The sequence below is a fragment of the Sinomonas terrae genome (assembly GCF_022539255.1).
GTDB lineage: Bacteria > Actinomycetota > Actinomycetes > Actinomycetales > Micrococcaceae > Sinomonas > Sinomonas terrae.
The window spans coordinates 3,772,770-3,789,431 of the sequence record NZ_JAKZBV010000001.1; the positions used below are offsets into that span (position 1 = coordinate 3,772,770).

Sequence of the window (16,662 nt, forward strand, 5' to 3'; positions counted from 1 at the left end):
GGTTGCGAGCATTCTGACCCGCAGCTGCTGCTCACTCGCGAGTCGCCACGGGTCTTCCCAACCGAGCACGGCAGGCGCCCCTTGAAAGTGTCGGTGGGCGCTTATAGCGTCGGCAGGGTCGGCAGCACATGCAACCCACCATCAGCAACCATTGCGGCAACCATTGCAAGGAGCAGCGATGCCCAAGCCTGATCTCACCCCAGGAGCCCCCTGCTGGGCAGACCTCATGACGAGCGACCTCGAGAAAGCGAAGTCCTTCTACGGCGAGCTCTTCGGCTGGACCTTCGAGGGCAGCGATCCCGACAAATACGGCGGCTACACGACGGCGTTCAAGGACGGCGAGCAGGTCGCCGGCATCATGCCGAAGATGCCCGAACAGGACACCATGCCGGATGTCTGGACGGTGTACCTCCTGACCGAAGACATCAAGAAGACCGCCGTCATGGTGCAGGAAGGCGGCGGCCAGGTCTTCATGCCGCCCACGGAGGTCCCCGAGCAGGGGCAGATGGCGATGTTCAGCGACGCCGGCGGGGCTGCTTTCGGCGGCTGGCAGCCCACCGGCCACACAGGCTTCGGGCGGCTCGCGGAGCCTGGCTCGCCGGTCTGGTTCGAGGTCCTCTCCCGCGCCTATCCGCAGACCGTGAAGTTCTATCAGGACGTGCTCGGCTGGGAGACCGAGACCATGAGCGACACGGACGAGTTCCGGTACACGACTCTCGGCGGCGGCCGCGAGGCAAAAGCCGGCGTCATGGACGCCGAGGGGATCCTGCCGGAGGGCGTCCCGTCGAACTGGCAGATCTACTGGGGTGTCGAGAACACCGACGCGGCCGTTGAGACCGCGCGGCGGCTAGGCGGCCAAGTCGTCCGCAACGCGGAGGACACCCCGTTCGGCCGGATCGCGACCCTCACGGACCCGCTCGGCGCAGCTTTCCTCATCCACCAGAACCTGTGGCAGGGCGAGGGCGGAGAGCAGGGCGAGTAGCCCGCCGTCGGAGTAGCACGCCGTCGTTCCAGACGCCCGGGATGTTCTAGACGCCCAGGATGTCCCTCGCCGCCGCGTCCGCGTCACGCAGGGTGCGCTGCGCGCTCGGATAGGGGGCGCCGTCGTCCGCCTCGCCGGGAGCACCGAACGGATGCGACTCGGCAGCGATGGCGGTGCCCCACTGGACGGCAGAGAGCTGGAGCCCGAGGACATACAGGCCCCCGACTGGGTGCCCGTTCACGTCGAGGGGCCGGTACGGTGGCGCCGTGACGTCGAGCCCGCTCGCTGGTCGGGGAACTCCGTCAGCGCCCGCAAGGTACTTGGGACGCACAAGCCCGTCGGCGAGGAGCCCGGCGAGCAGCGTCGAGTCGGCCGCGCCAACAACGTTCGCAGGCGCGAGGGCCTCGACCATGGCCGCCGCGTAGACGGGACGCCCGCCCACCCAGGGCGATTCCGCGACGAAGCAGCCCGCCCCGCGATCCACGCTGAACCGGGGTTCGGGACCGACGGTGCTCAGCACACCCGCGCGGATGAGGGCCGCGAGCTGGCGGATGCGCAGGGGCGGGGGCCCGCTCGCAAGCCCCTCCACGAGGCCCTCGAACCAGCCGCGCAGACCGGCGACCCACGACTCCTCGGTGATCCCGCCGTCGGCCACCGCCTCCTTGAGGACAGCGCGGCCGCGATGCAACGCGGCGATCGCCATCTTGACGGGATCGTCTTCTCCGCGGGCCGAGCCGGCGGCGTCATCGTCGAGGTACGCAAGGACGTTCGCGTCGAGCTCGGCGCGGTCCGCGAAGTGACGGCCAGCGAGCGGAGCCCCGAGGCCTCGCAGGTCGAGGCGGAGCTCCGCGCGGATGGCGCCTTCGACGACCCCTTCGGCCTGCTCCTCCCATGTTGGACCCGGGACGGCGAGCGCGGCGTCGAGCGCCTCGAGGAACCCGGGCGTGACCTCCTCGGGCGAGACCCGGGCGAGGGTCGAGTAGTACGCCCAGAGCGTGTCGCGGTGCAGCAGCGGCCAGAGGTCGGCGTCGAACGACGGCGTGAGGCCTGCCTTCCGGGGGGCGAGCGCGGCGGCCCGCGTGAGCCAGCGGAGCCGGACGCTGGGCGCATAGTAGGCCCCCAACTCGGCCTTGCCCCGATAGGGGACGCCGCGCCGGGAGGCTGCAACGAGGCGAGGTTCCCGACCCGAGGCCACATATTCGAGCCGACCGTTCGGCCCTTCCTTGAAGCGCCCGCCGCGGCCCTCGGTGAGCCGGACCATGACGTCGAAGAAGTTGAGTCCCATCCCGCGCACAAGGACGGTGCTGCCGCCCGGGAGGGCATCCCAGTCGACGTCGGCGGGGGCCGCGGGAGGCAGGTACATCAGGCCGAGGCGAGCGGCCGCTTCGGCGAGCCCACGTTGGGTCTGATTCAGCTTGGAGGGCACATGGCCGAGCGCGAGGACAACCGCGTCCGCCTCGCGTGCGCGGCCGTCCCGGGTCGTGAGGGCCCATCCGTGGGGCGTGCGCCCCAAGCGCGTGACCTCCTCGCGGACGTGCTTGACGGCGACGCTGGGCGGGGCTTCGGAGACGACCGCGGCGAACGTCTCGGTGAGATAGCGCCCGTAGAGCGCCCGCGGCGGGAAGTCGGCTTGCTCGAGTGCAGCGAGCTCCGCCTCCTCCTGGGGTTCGAGTCCGGTAGGCGCCCCTCCCCGGAGTTCCGCCTGACGTGCCTCGCGCCAGGCGTCGAAGCAGCTTCCCGCGAGGGGTTCGGCGAGTCCAGGCTCGGACGGGATGAGCGTCGGGAAGAAGGACGGCGTGTTCATGAGGAACTCGCGCGGCTGCTCCGTCCGCCAGACCTTGCCGGGGCCCGGCTCGAAAGGGTCGAACACCGTGACCTCGAGCTCGCGGTCGGGCTCGCTTCGGGAAGCGAGGTCCGCCGTCGCCCAGTTGGCAAGGAGGCGTTCGACGGCGGACGCCCCCCGCGGGCCGCCCCCGACGACGGCGACACGTAGCCGCGTTCGTGCACCTCCTCGGATCATCCTTTGAGCTTAGCCCGCTCGTTCCGACGCTCTCTTCGGCGTCACAGGCGATGCATAGGCCGCACCACTTGCGCTGTCGGTGGCCCGTGCGAGGATGAGCAGCATGACGGATCCGGCGCAGACCCTCACCCCTGTCCCCAAGGAACCAGTGGACGAGAACCTCTGGCTAGAGGACATCCACGGGGCCGAGCAGCTCGACTGGGTCCGGGAGCAGAACGCGCGGACCGAGGAACTCCTCGAGACCGGCGACTATCCCGAGCTCGAGGCCGAGATCCTCGAGGTGATGGACTCGCAGGACCGCATTCCCATGGTCACGAAGCGGGGCGACTGGTACTACAACTTCTGGCGGGACGCCCAGAACCCCAAGGGGCTCTGGCGGCGCACGCGGTGGGAGAGCTACGTGACCGACTCGCCCGAGTGGGAGGTCCTGCTCGACGTCGATGCGCTCGCCGCCAACGAGGGGGTCGAGTGGGTCTGGGCTGGCGCGAGCTTCCTCCGGCCCGAGGACGGCAAGTCGTGGCGCCGTTGTGTCGTGCGGCTGTCGCCCGACGGCGGCGATGCCTCGGCGCTCCGGGAGTACGACGTCGAAGACCGAGCCTTCGTCTCCGCCGAGGAGGGCGGCTTCTCGCTGCCCGCGGCGAAGGGCGGTGCGGACTGGCTCGACGCCGACACGCTCATCGTCTCATCGACGCTCGGCACCGATGCTGTCACGATGTCCTCGTACCCGCGGATCGTGCGGAAGCTCCCGCGCGGCATCGCGCTCGAGGACGCCGAAGTCATCTTCGAAGTGCCCGCCGACCACCTCATGGCGAGCGGCGGCTTCGACGACACCCCCGGATTCGAGCGGCTCATCGCGAGCGACCGGATCAGCTTCTTCGATGTCCAGCATTCGGTGTGGCGCGACGGTGCGTGGCAGCAGATTCCCGTGCCGACTGATGTCGACATCGACCTTCACCGCGAGTGGCTCCTGTTCCGGCCCCAGCGCGACTGGGAGGTGGAGGGAACGGTGCATCGCGGCGGCTCCCTGCTTGCCGCCGACTTCGAGGCCTTCTTGGGTGGATCCCGGGACCTCACGCTGCTCTTCGCCCCCGATGCGCACACCTCGCTCCAGTCGTGGAGCTGGACGCGGAATCACCTGCTCGTGAATCTCCTCCGCGACGTGTCGTCGGAGATCCGCGTCCTCACGCCACCGACGCCGCCCTCGGCCGACTGGACCGCCGAGGAGCTGGACGCGTGCCCGCCACTGCACCTTGTGGAAAGCCACGCGGTCGACGATGAAGATCCCGAGGCAGGCGACGACTACTGGCTCATCGCGACCGGGTTCCTCACGCCGACGACGCTTCTCCGTGGGAGCATCGGAGGGAGTCACGAGCAGGTCAAGCAGGCGCCGTCGTTCTTTGATGAGAGCCGCTTTTTGGTTGAGCAGCACTTTGCGACATCGGAGGACGGGACGCAGGTGCCGTACTTCCAGGTGGGCCCCAAGGACCTCGAGCTCGATGGGAGTCATCCCACTCAGCTGAGCGGCTACGGCGGATTCGAGATTTCACGGACGCCGGCGTACAGCGGGGTGATCGGCCGAGCTTGGCTCGAGCGCGGCGGCGTGTACGTCGTAGCCAACATCCGCGGAGGGGGCGAGTACGGGCCGGCCTGGCACCAGGCGGCCCTCAAGGAGAACCGGCACCGCGCCTACGAGGACTTCGCCGCCGTCGCGCGCGACCTCATCCGCCGCGAGGTGACCTCGCCCGCGCACCTCGGCTGCACAGGTGGCTCGAACGGCGGCCTCCTCGTGGGGAACATGCTCGTCAACTACCCCGGCCTCTTCGGCGCCATCTCATGCGGCGTTCCGCTCCTCGATATGCGCCGTTACACGAAGCTCTCGGCTGGAACCTCGTGGATCGCTGAGTATGGCGACCCGGACGTGCCCGAACAGTGGGAGTTCATCAAAACGTTCTCGCCGTACCATCTGCTGCGCGACGGCGTCGATTATCCGGACACGTTCATTTGGACCGCGACGTCCGACGATAGGGTCGGTCCCGTCCAAGCGCGCAAGATGGCTGCACGCATGCTCGCGATGGGCATCCCGAACGTCTGGTACCACGAGGCCCTCGAAGGAGGCCACGCCGGTGCTTCGAACAACCGTCAGGCGGCGGCACTCCAGGCGCGGAGCCAGGCGTTCCTGTGGCGGTCGCTGCGGGGGTAAGACCTGTCTGGGAACTGCGCAGCCGGGCGTACGAATCGAACCGAGAGCGGTGGAGTCACGAGTGGAACTGGGTGAACATCCGGGGGTGGACACACACCCGCCCACCCTAAGAATCGGACCATCACTGATTCCGCACACTGCCGTGGACTGGAAGTCTCCGGGACTCCCCGCATCCGCGAAGGACAATTCGCAAGACCTGTCAAAATTCGGGTCTATCGTTGGGTCCGAGCGACTGTCACTCGAGCTTTCGTCGGTGGTGGCTCCCGCAGCGTTCGAGCTTTCGGTATTCCTAGGAAAGCAGTCTGAGATCGACCCGGCTGGACCTCCCAACGCGATGATCGATCTCGTCGCAAGCGATCTCGTGACGAGAGAAACGCTTTATCACGGCAGTCGGTATTCGGTCGATTGCTCCGCGCTGGGAATATCGGGAGAAGCGACTTTGGGAATCTTCGCCCAGTATCATGCCGACCCCGCCCTTGAGGGGGAGCGCTTCACCAACTCTGTCGGCTGGATAGTTGCCCTTCGCCACTCCTGATGCACGCTGCAGTTCCGGAGGGGCGACGCCGGGTCGTGTCGGACGTCTCGGCATAAAGATGGGCTCGTTTACAACTCGAGCTCGCGTCACCTACTCTGCCTCGCTGAAAAGCACGCCCGTCGCAGCCTTTTTTGCAACCGACGAGGCGCGGTGGGCGTCCGCGCAGTTACCTTGTCGCGGAGAAGTGCTCTTGAGGGTGACTTCTGTGCGAGAAGGTGACTTCCTCCGCCAGACACCACCCCGGGCGTCGGTGGGAGGAGGATACGGGCGCGGGTGGGAGGGGGATACGGGCGCGGGTGGGAGGGCCGAACGGCACCCCGGCGCGAAGGCCGAACGGGGCCGCCACGAACGCGGAACGGCACCCCGGCACACGCCGGGGGGCGACAAAGCAGAACGCCCCCGGTGCAGAACCGGGGGCGTTCACGATGCGGAGACGGGGGGATTTGAACCCCCGGTCCAAGTTTCCCCGGACCCTTCATTAGCAGTGAAGTCCATTCGGCCGCTCTGGCACGTCTCCTTGCTATCGCTAGCTCCCCAAGCGTACCTAGAACGACCGGACGGACGCAAAGCGAGCCACCCCACCCTGCGGAGGTGACGGCGCAAGGGAAGGCCGGAGGGTCACCCAGCCTGCCCGAGCGCGAGGGGCAGCACGGGCCCGGCCCCCGCAAGGCGCAGGAGCCGTCCCGCGACGGTCAGGGACCAGCGGCTGTCCACGAGGTCGTCCACGAGCAGCACGGGAGCCCCGCCCAGCCCGACGACGGCAGCGCCGAGCTCGGGGCCGACGTCGAACGCGGACCACACCGACGCGAGCCGGAACGCCGAGTTCCCGCCCGCCTGGCCCGCCCGGGCGGCGGGGGTCCGAGAGAGCGCCCCGAGATAGGGCAGCCGACCGGCCTGGGCAATGCCCCGGGCGAGCGATTCGACGAGCCGAGGTCGCGTCGCCGACGGCATCGCGATCACCCCCGCCGGCCGCCCCGCGCCGCTCCATGGCCCGTTCGCCCCGTCCCCGCGGGCCCAGCCTGCGAGGAGTTCGACGACGGCGGGCCGAAGCCCCGCGGGCACCTCGCCGTCCGAGGCGGAGGCAGCGAAGAGCTCGCGCAGCGCTCCCCCGTACCCAAGATCTGTGAGGCGTGCGAGGACGCGTCCCTCCGAAAGCTGCTCGGCAGCCGGAATGCGGCCCTTGGCAGGGACACCGAGCTTGTCCATTCCGCTCGGCCACTGGGCGCGAGGCTCGATCGGCACACCCGAGTGGCGGAGCTGTTCCCCCGCCCTCTCGAGCAGCCCGGGGTCCACCTCGGTGGGGAACCACCTCCCCGCGCAGTTGTCGCAGCGGCCGCACGGAGCAGCGGTCTCGTCGTCGAGCTGCGTCGTCACGAACTCCATCCGGCACGCGGAGGTCTCCTCGTACGCGACCATCGCGGTCTGCTCCGCCTCCCGGGCCGCGGCGATCCGGCGGTACCGCTCGTCGTCGTACTTCCAGGGCGCGCCGGTGTGCCGCCACCCGCCGCCGACCCGCTCAACCGCGCCGTCCACCGCGAGCACCTTGAGCAGGAGGTCGAGTTGCGTGCGGCGGAGTTCGACCTGTGCCTCGAGCGCCACCGTCGAGAGCGGGCCGCCAGCCGCCGCCAGCGCGTCGAGGACGGCGTGGGCCTTGGCACGGTCGGGCATCGAGGTGGTCGCGAAATAGCGCCAGATCTCGCGGTCCTCCGCGCCGGGGAGTAGGAGCACGTCTGCGTGGGCGGCGCCGCGGCCCGCGCGGCCCACCTGCTGGTAGTAGGCGACGGGCGACGACGGCGCCCCCAGGTGCACGACGAAGCCGAGGTCCGGCTTGTCGAAGCCCATGCCGAGCGCGGACGTCGCCACGAGAGCCTTGACCTCGTTGCCCTTGAGCAGGCGCTCGGCGTCCTCGCGCTCGGCCGGATCGGTCTTGCCGGTGTAGGCGAGGACGCGGTAGCCCGCGTTGGCCAAGAGCCGCGCGGTGTCCTCCGCGGCCGAGACCGTGAGCGTATAGATGATGCCGCTCCCGGGAAGGTCGCCGAGGTGCTGCAGGAGCCACGCGAGACGGTGACCCGGATCGGGCATCCGCAGGACTCCCAGGCGCAGCGAATCCCGGCCGAGGGGGCCGCGCAGCGTCAGCACGTCTGCCCCGAGCTGCTCCTCGACGTCGGCGACGACGCGTGCGTTCGCCGTCGCCGTCGTCGCGAGCACCGGAATGGACGGCGGAAGCTCGTCGATCAGCGCAGCGATTCGGCGGTAATCGGGCCGGAAGTCGTGGCCCCAGTCGGAGATGCAGTGAGCCTCGTCGACCACGAGCAGGCCGGTGCGCGCCAGGAGCTCGGGGAGTTGCTGCTCGCGGAACGCCGGATTGGTGAGCCGTTCGGGCGAGATGAGGACGACGTCGGCGGCATCCTCGGCGAGCGCGGCATGCACTTCGTCCCACTCGAGCCGGTTTGCGGAGTTGATGGCGACGGCGCGCACCCCGGCGCGCGCGGCTGCTTCGACCTGATCCCGCATGAGGGCGAGGAGCGGGGACACGATGAGGGTGGGACCGGCACCGCGGGCGCGGAGGAGCAGCGACGCGACGAAGTACACAGCCGACTTGCCCCAGCCTGTGCGCTGAACGACGAGCGTCCGCCGCCGATGCGCAACGAGCGCTTCGATGGCCTCGAACTGCCCCGGATGAAAGGCGGCGTCGTCGCGGCCCACGAGCTTCCGGAGCACCTCGAGCGCCTGCCCCCTCAGCTCGTCAGAGCCGGGAGCGTCGCTGTCAGAAAACGTCATAGAACCTCGGGCGGGGGCGATGTGACTGGAACTCCGGACCATGCTTTCAAGTATCCCCGTGACGTCTGACACTTCTGGCTCCCGCCAGTTCCGGCGGCCCGATACGGTGGAATCACACCCATTCTCAGTGCCAACAGAAGGATGTCTCTCCATGACGGCAACGGCGCCGCCCCGTTCTGAATCCAGCCTAACCGCAGAAACCAACCCCGCCACCGATGCTCAGGCTACGGCCGACAGCCCCGTGAGGAAGTCGGCTGGCCACGTCATCGTCGACTCGCTCGTAGCCCACGGCGTGACCCGCAGCTACGTGGTCCCGGGCGAATCGTTCCTTGATGTCCTCGACGGCCTCCACGGCTCGCCGATCGAGACGATCGTGTGCCGCCACGAAGGCGGCGCGGCCTACATGGCCGAGGCCGACGGCAAGATGAACCAGCTTCCGGGCGTCGCGATGGTCACCCGCGGCCCGGGCGCCGCGAACGCCCATGTGGGGCTGCATACCGCGTGGCAGGACTCGACGCCGATGGTCCTCTTCGTGGGCCTCATCCCGTTCGCCCATCGCGACCGGGAGGCGTTCCAGGAGTTCGACATCAAGTCCTGGTTCGACACCGGCGCCAAGCGCGTCATGGTCCTCGACCACGCAGAGCGCGCCTCCGAGATCGTCGCCGAGGCGATGTTCGCCGCCATGAACGGCCGGCCGGGGCCCGTCGTCGTCGGCCTGCCCGAGGACATCATCCAGCAGGAGATCGACGCCACGATCCACCCGAAGATCCCTGTCGCCCACGGCGGCATGACCGTGACGGACTGGAAGGCGCTCAAGAGCGCGCTGCTCGCCGCGGAGAAGCCGCTGTTCGTCGTCGGCGGCAACGACTGGACCCAGGAAGGCGCCAGCGCGCTGACCAACTGGCTCGAGGAGCACCACATCCCGGCCGCCGCCGAATGGCGCTGCGAGGGCACGATCCCGTTCGACTCGCCGTCCTACGTCGGCCCGATCGGCTACGGCCGCCCCAAGCCGACCTACAACCTCCTCGAGGAGACGGACCTCCTGGTCTTCGTCGGCACAGTCCCCGGCGACGTCATCACCGACGGGTTCCTCGTGCGGCAGGACTGGGCGAAGAAGAACTTCCTCGTCACGATCGACCCGTCCCTGCGCGGGCGCTCCGGCCCGGTCTCGTACCAGATCGTGGCCAAGCCGGACGTGTTCGTCCGGGATCTGGTCATGATCAACCTGCCCGTCCGCGAGGAATGGACTGCGTGGACCGAGCGGATGCGAGAGCAGCAGGAGAAGTTCGCCGAGCTCCCGCCCGCGGCCCCCACCGACGGCCCCGCCCGCATGGACACCCTCATGGCCAATCTCGTTCCGACCCTGCCCGAGGACGCGATGATCACCCTCGGCGCCGGCGAGCACACGAACTGGGCCCACCGTTACTTCCCCACCCAGCGCTACGCGTCGATGATCAGCGCGCGCAACGGCTCCATGGGGTACTCGGTGCCTTCGGCGATCGCGGCCTCGCTCGCAAACCCGGGCCGGCGCATCGTCACCATCGCCGGCGACGGCGAGTTCCTCATGAACGGCCAGGAGCTGGCGACCGCGGCCCAGTACGGCGCGACCCCGCTCGTGATCGTCATGGACAACCAGGAGTACGGCACCATCCGCTCCCACCAGGAGCGCCAGTACCCCCACCGGATCTCCGGCACCCAGCTGAAGAACCCGGACTTCGCGCTCATGGCTCAGGCGTTCGGCGGCTACGGGGTCCGCGTCGAGCGCGACGCCGACGTCCCCGCAGCGATCGACGGCGCCCTCCGCGCGATCGACGAGGACGGCACCTTCGCCCTCATCCACCTCATCGTCGAGCAGCGCGTCAAGGCGTACTGACCATCCGGCCTGAGCGGCCAACGGACGACGGCGGGCTCCCCCGGAGCGGGGATCCCGCCGTCGTCGTGTGTTGCCTGATGTACGGCGCCGGAGGGGTCAGCGCGTCAAACCGCCGGAGTTCGGCAGAGCATTTGGCAATCTGCCGCGCGCCGTTTGGCATAATCAGGCGCGTGAGCAACGTAAGCACCTCCGCAGGCCAGGCGCCCCAGATCGACCTTTCGGCATCCTTCAAGGCGTACGACGTGCGCGGGATTGTGGGCGAGACGATCGACGCGCGCATCGTCGAGGCGGTGGGGGCTGCATTCGTCGACGTCCTCGGCCTCACCGGGAAGACCGTGCTCGTGGGCGGTGACATGCGCCCTTCGTCGCCCGAGTTCATTGAGGCGTTTGCGCGCGGAGCGGCTGCGCGCGGCGGGAACGTCGAGAAGATCGGGCTCATCTCGACCGACGAGCTGTACTACGCCTGTGGCGCCCTCAAAGCAGCGGGCGCAACGTTCACGGCGAGCCACAACCCTGCCCAGTACAACGGGATCAAGCTCGCCAAGCCGGGCGCGCAGCCTGTCTCCTCCGAGACGGGCCTCAAGGAGATCCAGAAGGCAGCGGAGGCCTATCTCGCCGCGGGTTCTGTCGCCCAGAGCGAGGACCCCGGCACCGTGGCCGAGCGCGACGTCCTCGCGGACTACGCGGCCCACCTCCGCAGCCTCGTCGACCTCTCGGGCATTCGGCCCCTCAAGGTCGTCGTGGACGCGGGCAACGGCATGGCGGGCATGACGACGCCCGCCGTCCTGGGCGACTCGCTCCTGCCGGCACTCCCCCTCGAGATCGTGCCCCTCTACTTCGAACTCGACGGCACGTTCCCGAACCACCCCGCCAACCCCCTCGAGCCGGAGAACCTCCGCGACCTCCAGCGGGCGGTCGTCGAGCACGGCGCGGACATCGGCCTGGCGTTCGACGGCGACGCCGACCGCTGCTTTGTGATCGACGAGAACGGGAACCCGGTCTCGCCCTCAGCGATCACCGGCCTCGTGGCGCGCCGGGAGATCGCCCGCGCAAGGGCAGGCGGCGAGAACGAGCCGATCATCATCCACAACCTCATCACCTCGCGCGCCGTGCCCGAGCTCGTCGAGCACGACGGCGGCCGGCCGGTCCGCACACGCGTCGGCCACTCGTTCATCAAGGCGGTCATGGCCGAGGAAGGCGCGGTGTTCGGCGGCGAGCACTCGGCGCACTACTACTTCCGCGACTTCTGGAACGCTGACACCGGAATGCTCGCGGCGATGCACGTCCTCGCCGCGCTCGGTGGCCAGGACCAGCCGCTGTCCGAGCTCGGCGCCGAATACGAACCGTATGTCTCGTCCGGGGAGATCAACTCGGAGATCGAGGACAAGGCCGCGGCTGTTGCCCGTGTCCGGGAGGCGTACGAGGGCCCGGACGTCGCGATCGACGAGCTCGATGGCACCACCTTCTCGGCCGCCGACGGGTCGTGGTGGTTCAACCTCCGTCCGTCCAACACGGAGCCGTACCTCCGGTTCAATGGTGAGGCCAAGGACCGCGAGACCCTCGCCTCGGTGCGCGACAGCGTGCTTGCGATCGTGCGCGCATGAGCGCTGGCACCGGTTCGGACGGCGAGACGGTTCTCCGCGAGCTTCACGACGTGCTCGGGACCGCGCTGGGCATGGCCCAGGAGCATCTCGAGCAGAACGGTGGTTTCCTCCCCTTCGCGGTGACGATGGACGACGACGGCGAGTTGCGGCTCGTCCTCGTCACCCCGCCGTCGCCGGAGACTGAGGGCGACCTCGAGGGAGACTATGACGCGGAGGCCATGCTGGATGACCTCGTGGAGCTCCTCAAGCAGGGCCGCGAGAACATCCGCGCCTTGGCGATCGCAAGCGATGTGACCCTCCCCGAGAACGGCACGGACGGCATTCACGCCGCCGCCGAGCATCGGGACGGGGGCCTCCTCGCCGCGGTCCTCCCGTACGAGATGACCGCGACCGGTTACGTCTACGGAGACGTCGAGCCGGACGGGCACGAGGCTCTCGTCTTCACCGACTAGCCTCCGGGCACCTTCGGAGACGCCGATTCGGCGAACGGATGTTTGGGTATTTCGGCGTACACTGGCGAAATGCGCATGACTGCTTTCGAGGACGTCAGCCTTCGAGCCCTCATGCTCCTGAGTACCGTCGACGGCTCAGAGCCCCTCGCAACGCGTGCCATCGCCGAGGGTGTTGGCACGCCGTACAACCACGTGAGCAAGGCAGTCCTCAAGCTCCGTGAGCTCGGGCTGATCGAATCCACTCGTGGCCGTTCCGGGGGCGTCCAGCTCAGCGACGCGGGCCGTAAGGCGACCGTCGGTTCGGTTCTGCGGGCCCTCGACAAGCGCAAGGACCTCCCCGATTGCGAGGGCGGAGCGGCCGGGGACTGCCCGCTTCTGGCCCAGTGCGGCCTGCGTTCTGCCCTGCGGCGCGCCCGCGAGGCGTTCTACCGGGAACTCGATGCGGTGAAGATCACCTCGCTCCCGAACCCCCGGCAGATGGGGCCCGTCTTGGTGCAGCTCGGCCTCGCGCCTTCCTCGGGCTCGTACGAGCTTGCCGACGAGAACCCCGCGGACGCCCTCTCTGCCCCCTCGCCCCTAGCCGCCTCGTCACCCCGCGCCGTCGACCCGCAGCCGGATCCCGTCTAGCAAATTCGGCCAGCAATCGCGGACCGATCCATCTGTGTCCAAGGCCACGCGTCATCGTTTTGCTGTTTTCTACGAAGCGTAGAAGACTTGGAGCTAATCAAGTACGGAACATGCTTGATTAACCTCCAACCCTGAGGAGTCCTCATGCTCTCGGACACCGCCCGCCCCATCATCGAAGCGACCCTCCCGCTCGTCGGAAGCCGTATCGGGGAGATCACCCCGCTCTTCTACCAGAAGATGTTCGCGGCCCACCCCGAGCTCCTGGACGGAATGTTCAGCCGCGCGAACCAGGCCAACGGCGAACAGCGGAAGGCGCTCGCAGGGGCGATCGCAGCGTTCGCAACGCACCTGGTCCAGAACCCCGGGACGCTTCCCGAGGCCGTGCTGGCCCGCATCGCGCACAAGCACGCATCCCTCGGCATCACTCCGGACATGTACGAGATCGTCTACAAGTACCTGTTCGAGGCCATCGCCGAGGATCTGGGCGAGGCAGTCACCCCCGAGGTCGCCGCGGCCTGGTCCGAGGTCTACTGGCTCATGGCAGAGGCCCTCATGAAGATCGAGTCCGGCCTCTACGCACGGCAGGCGAACAACGTCATGTGGGCGCCGTGGAAGGTCGTCGAGAAGAAGGCCTCGAGCGCCACCACCGTGACCTTCGTCCTCGAGCCCGCAGACGATACGCCGGTCACGCCCGGCCAGCCCGGCCAGTTCATGAGTGTGCGCGTGCCCGTCGAGGACGGACTCCTCCAGGTCCGCCAGTACTCGCTCTCCGCAGACGCAGAGTCCACCGAGCGCCGAGTGTTCACCACGAAGTACAACGACGGCGGCGAGGTCTCCCCGATCCTGCATGAGAGGGTCAAGGTCGGCGACATCATCGAGCTCTCGAACCCGTACGGCGACGTGACGCTCGACGACAGCGACGGCCCCCTCGTGCTGGCCTCGGCCGGCATCGGCTGCACCCCGAGCGCGTCCATCCTCCGCTCCCTCGCGAATGCGGGATCCGACCGGGAGGTCCTCGTCCTCCACGCGGAGCGCAGCCTGGAAGCGTGGGCCCTGAGCGACCAGATGCTCGGTGACATCGAGAAGATCGACGACGCCGAACTCCACCTCTGGCTCCAGCAGCCGGCGAGCGGCCCGATCGAGGGCGCGACGGAGGCGCGCGAGGGCTACATGAGCCTGTCCGACGTGGACGTGCCCGCCGACGCGAACCTGTACCTGTGCGGCCCCCTCGGATTCATGCAGAAGATCCGGTCCGAGGCCATCGCGCTCGGCATCCCCGCCCAGCGCATCCACTACGAGGTCTTCGGCCCCGACCTCTGGCTCGCCTCGGCCAACTGACCCGGCCAACTGACTCGAACCAAAAAGTCACAGCTTGTCCCCATCCCGAGGGGGTATCTTGCCCTCATCGGCAGGTGCCCCCTCGGATTACAGATGATGGGAGGAGCAGGCTGTGGCAATGCGCCGCTGGTTCGCCATCAGTGCCGCTCTCGCCGTCGTCGTCCTTCTCATCGCCGCCGCCTGCAGCGCCGTCGGACGCCCTCCCGAAAGTGCTACGCCCGCGGGCATCTCCAAGATCAAGCACGTGGTGATCATCATGCAGGAGAACCGCTCGTTCGACAGCTACTTCGGCACGTTTCCTGGCGCCGACGGCATCCCGATGCAGGATGGGGTTCCCACGGTGTGTGTCCCCGACCCGGCCAAGAAGACCTGCGTGCGGCCCTACTATGACCCCTCGGACCGCAACGCCGGCGGCCCGCATAGCGTTGCGAATGCGAAGGCCGATATCAACGGCGGCAAGATGGACGGGTTCATCGCCCAGGCCGAGCACGCGTCGTCGAACTGCGCGGCCAACGATCCCAACTGCGCCGGGACGAAGGGCACAGACGTCATGGGGTACCACGACGCGCGCGACATCCCGAACTACTGGGCGTACGCCAAGGACTTCACGCTCCAGGACCACCTGTTCGAATCGGACGCCTCGTGGAGCCTGCCCTCGCACCTGTACATGGTGTCGGAGTGGTCGGCGAAGTGCAGCATCCCGGGCCACGCCGAGTCCTGCACGAACGCGCCGCAGGGCCCGCAGCTCCCGCCTGATTTCGGCAAGAAGGCCTCCACGCCGCGGCCCGCACCCGACTACGCGTGGACGGATCTCACCTATCTCCTGTACCGGCAGAAGGTTTCGTGGGGCTACTACGTGTTCAACGGGACCGAGCCGGACTGTGAAAACGACTCGGCCGTGACCTGCGCACCGGTCAAGCAGAACGCCAAGACGCCCGGCATCTGGAACCCGCTGCCGTACTTCGACACGGTGAAGCAGGACGGCCAGCTCGGCAACATCCAGTCGCTCACGAACTTCTATTCTGCCGCGAAGAACGGCACGCTCCCGGCCGTGAGCTGGATCGATCCGACGAGTGCCGTGAGCGAGCATCCGCCGGCGCTCGTGAGCTCAGGGCAGGCTTACGTGACGGGCCTCATCAATACGATCATGTCGGGCCCGGACTGGAACAGCACCGCGATCTTCCTCTCGTGGGACGACTGGGGCGGGTTCTACGACCACGTGGCGCCTCCCGTCGTCGACCAGAACGGCTACGGGCTCCGGGTCCCGGGCATCGTGATCAGCCCGTATGCCAAGAAGGGGTACATCGATCATCAGACGCTGAGCCAAGACGCATACGTGAAGTTCATCGAAGACGACTTCCTCCACGGTCAGCGCCTCGACCCAGCGACCGACGGCCGCCCCGATCCCCGCCCGGACGTGCGCGAGGACAGTCCGCTCCTGGGGAGCCTCGTGAACGACTTCGACTTCAGCCAGAAGCCGTCGCCGCCCGTCATCCTGCCGAACGCGACGACGTACTAGCGCGGATGGGCTAGTTGACCGTGTTAATTCGCGGCCGTGAAGATCTTCCCCTGGAACTGCGGCTTCTCGAGCTCGTCGATCGCGGCGACGGCGTAGTCCTGGGCGGAGATGAAGTCGCCCGCGGGGACGCCGACCGCCGTCGTGTACTTGCCCGTCCGCTCGCCGGGCTGGATGAGGGCTGCTGGCGCGTGGACCGTCACGTCGAGACCGGCGGACGAACCACGCAGCGCCTCGTACGCCCGGAACACCGTGTCTGATTCGGCCTTGTACTCCGCGGGAAAATCAGGAAGGTCCTTGATGCGCGTCCCATCCGGGCTCTGCAAACTGCCAAAGCCGCCCACAAGGTAGATGCGCGCCTCGGTCGGAATCTCGGCGATCGCGCGGTGCGCCTCGAGGTAAGGCTCCCGGGAGCCGCCGGTGCGGTCCGGCGACGTCGCGAGCACGACGGCGTCGTTCGCCTTCGCGACGGAACGGTACGTCTCGACGTCGGCCAGGTCAGCCGCGCGGACGACGGCGGCACCCTCCACAGCGGCGCCCTTCCGGCTGAGGGCGGTCACCTCGTGACCGCGGCGGGCGGCCTCGGCGACGATCTGGCTCCCCACCATGCCGGTGGCTCCGTAGACGGCGATCTTCATGAAAGCTCCTTGGTCGATGCTGTTGTCTGCGGGACCAACAGTATCTAGAAGATACTAAGTACTTCAAAGTGCTATGGTTACCTCGTGGAAAGCATC

The 16,662-nt window shown here is 68.3% G+C and carries 12 protein-coding genes and 1 tRNA gene; 9 read left to right on the forward strand and 4 right to left on the reverse strand.

Going from position 1 to position 16,662, the window contains the following annotated elements:
• Nucleotides 1-178 precede the first annotated feature (178 nt).
• Nucleotides 179-982, forward strand: coding sequence for a VOC family protein (locus L0M17_RS17420; protein ID WP_241055670.1), 804 nt, complete (start codon nt 179-181; stop codon nt 980-982).
• 46 nt (nt 983-1,028) lie between these two features.
• On the opposite strand, the gene L0M17_RS17425 is transcribed toward L0M17_RS17420, so the two are convergent.
• Entirely contained in the window at nt 1,029-3,002 is a 1,974-nt protein-coding gene (locus L0M17_RS17425) for an FAD/NAD(P)-binding protein (RefSeq protein ID WP_241055671.1), read from the reverse strand.
• A 103-nt stretch (nt 3,003-3,105) separates the two neighbouring features.
• Between L0M17_RS17425 and L0M17_RS17430 the strand changes: the two genes are divergently transcribed.
• Together L0M17_RS17430 and L0M17_RS17435 are read left to right on the forward strand one after the other, a co-directional pair.
• Complete coding sequence (locus L0M17_RS17430; RefSeq protein ID WP_241055672.1) at nt 3,106-5,202, forward strand: prolyl oligopeptidase family serine peptidase; 2,097 nt, start codon at nt 3,106-3,108, stop codon at nt 5,200-5,202.
• Between the two features lie 334 nt (nt 5,203-5,536).
• Entirely contained in the window at nt 5,537-5,737 is a 201-nt protein-coding gene (locus tag L0M17_RS17435; protein WP_241055673.1) for a hypothetical protein, read from the forward strand.
• A gap of 428 nt (nt 5,738-6,165) precedes the next feature.
• Here the strand turns inward: L0M17_RS17435 and L0M17_RS17440 are convergent.
• Together L0M17_RS17440 and L0M17_RS17445 are read right to left on the reverse strand one after the other, a co-directional pair.
• A tRNA-Ser gene (locus tag L0M17_RS17440) sits at nt 6,166-6,254 on the reverse strand.
• A 101-nt stretch (nt 6,255-6,355) separates the two neighbouring features.
• Nucleotides 6,356-8,518, reverse strand: a complete 2,163-nt coding sequence (locus L0M17_RS17445) for a RecQ family ATP-dependent DNA helicase (protein WP_241055674.1) — start codon at nt 8,516-8,518, stop codon at nt 6,356-6,358.
• Nucleotides 8,519-8,669: 151 nt separating this feature from the next.
• Here L0M17_RS17445 and L0M17_RS17450 point away from each other — a divergent pair, with 151 nt between their 5' ends.
• The 6 genes from L0M17_RS17450 to L0M17_RS17475 all read left to right on the forward strand — a co-directional run bounded on the left by L0M17_RS17450 (nt 8,670) and on the right by L0M17_RS17475 (nt 15,931).
• A complete protein-coding gene (locus tag L0M17_RS17450) occupies nt 8,670-10,391 on the forward strand; it encodes a thiamine pyrophosphate-dependent enzyme (RefSeq protein WP_241055675.1) in 1,722 nt (573 codons plus the stop codon).
• 170 nt (nt 10,392-10,561) lie between these two features.
• Nucleotides 10,562-11,995 carry a phosphomannomutase/phosphoglucomutase gene (locus L0M17_RS17455; RefSeq protein ID WP_241055676.1) on the forward strand — a complete coding sequence of 478 codons (1,434 nt, stop codon included), beginning with the start codon at nt 10,562-10,564 and terminating at the stop codon, nt 11,993-11,995.
• Nucleotides 11,992-12,447, forward strand: coding sequence for a hypothetical protein (locus L0M17_RS17460; RefSeq protein ID WP_241055677.1), 456 nt, complete (start codon nt 11,992-11,994; stop codon nt 12,445-12,447). Before L0M17_RS17455 ends, L0M17_RS17460 begins: the two co-directional genes overlap by 4 nt.
• 69 nt (nt 12,448-12,516) lie before the next feature.
• The gene (locus L0M17_RS17465; protein ID WP_308196895.1) at nt 12,517-13,074 is read left to right on the forward strand and encodes an RrF2 family transcriptional regulator; all 558 of its coding nucleotides are present in this window, start codon (nt 12,517-12,519) and stop codon (nt 13,072-13,074) included.
• A gap of 144 nt (nt 13,075-13,218) precedes the next feature.
• The gene (locus L0M17_RS17470; RefSeq protein WP_241055678.1) at nt 13,219-14,412 is read left to right on the forward strand and encodes a globin domain-containing protein; all 1,194 of its coding nucleotides are present in this window, start codon (nt 13,219-13,221) and stop codon (nt 14,410-14,412) included.
• A gap of 118 nt (nt 14,413-14,530) precedes the next feature.
• A complete protein-coding gene (locus tag L0M17_RS17475; RefSeq protein WP_241056493.1) occupies nt 14,531-15,931 on the forward strand; it encodes an alkaline phosphatase family protein in 1,401 nt (466 codons plus the stop codon).
• Between the two features lie 23 nt (nt 15,932-15,954).
• Here the strand turns inward: L0M17_RS17475 and L0M17_RS17480 are convergent, their stop codons facing one another.
• Nucleotides 15,955-16,566, reverse strand: a complete 612-nt coding sequence (locus L0M17_RS17480) for an NAD(P)-dependent oxidoreductase (protein WP_241055679.1) — start codon at nt 16,564-16,566, stop codon at nt 15,955-15,957.
• Between the last annotated feature and the right edge of the window lie 96 nt (nt 16,567-16,662).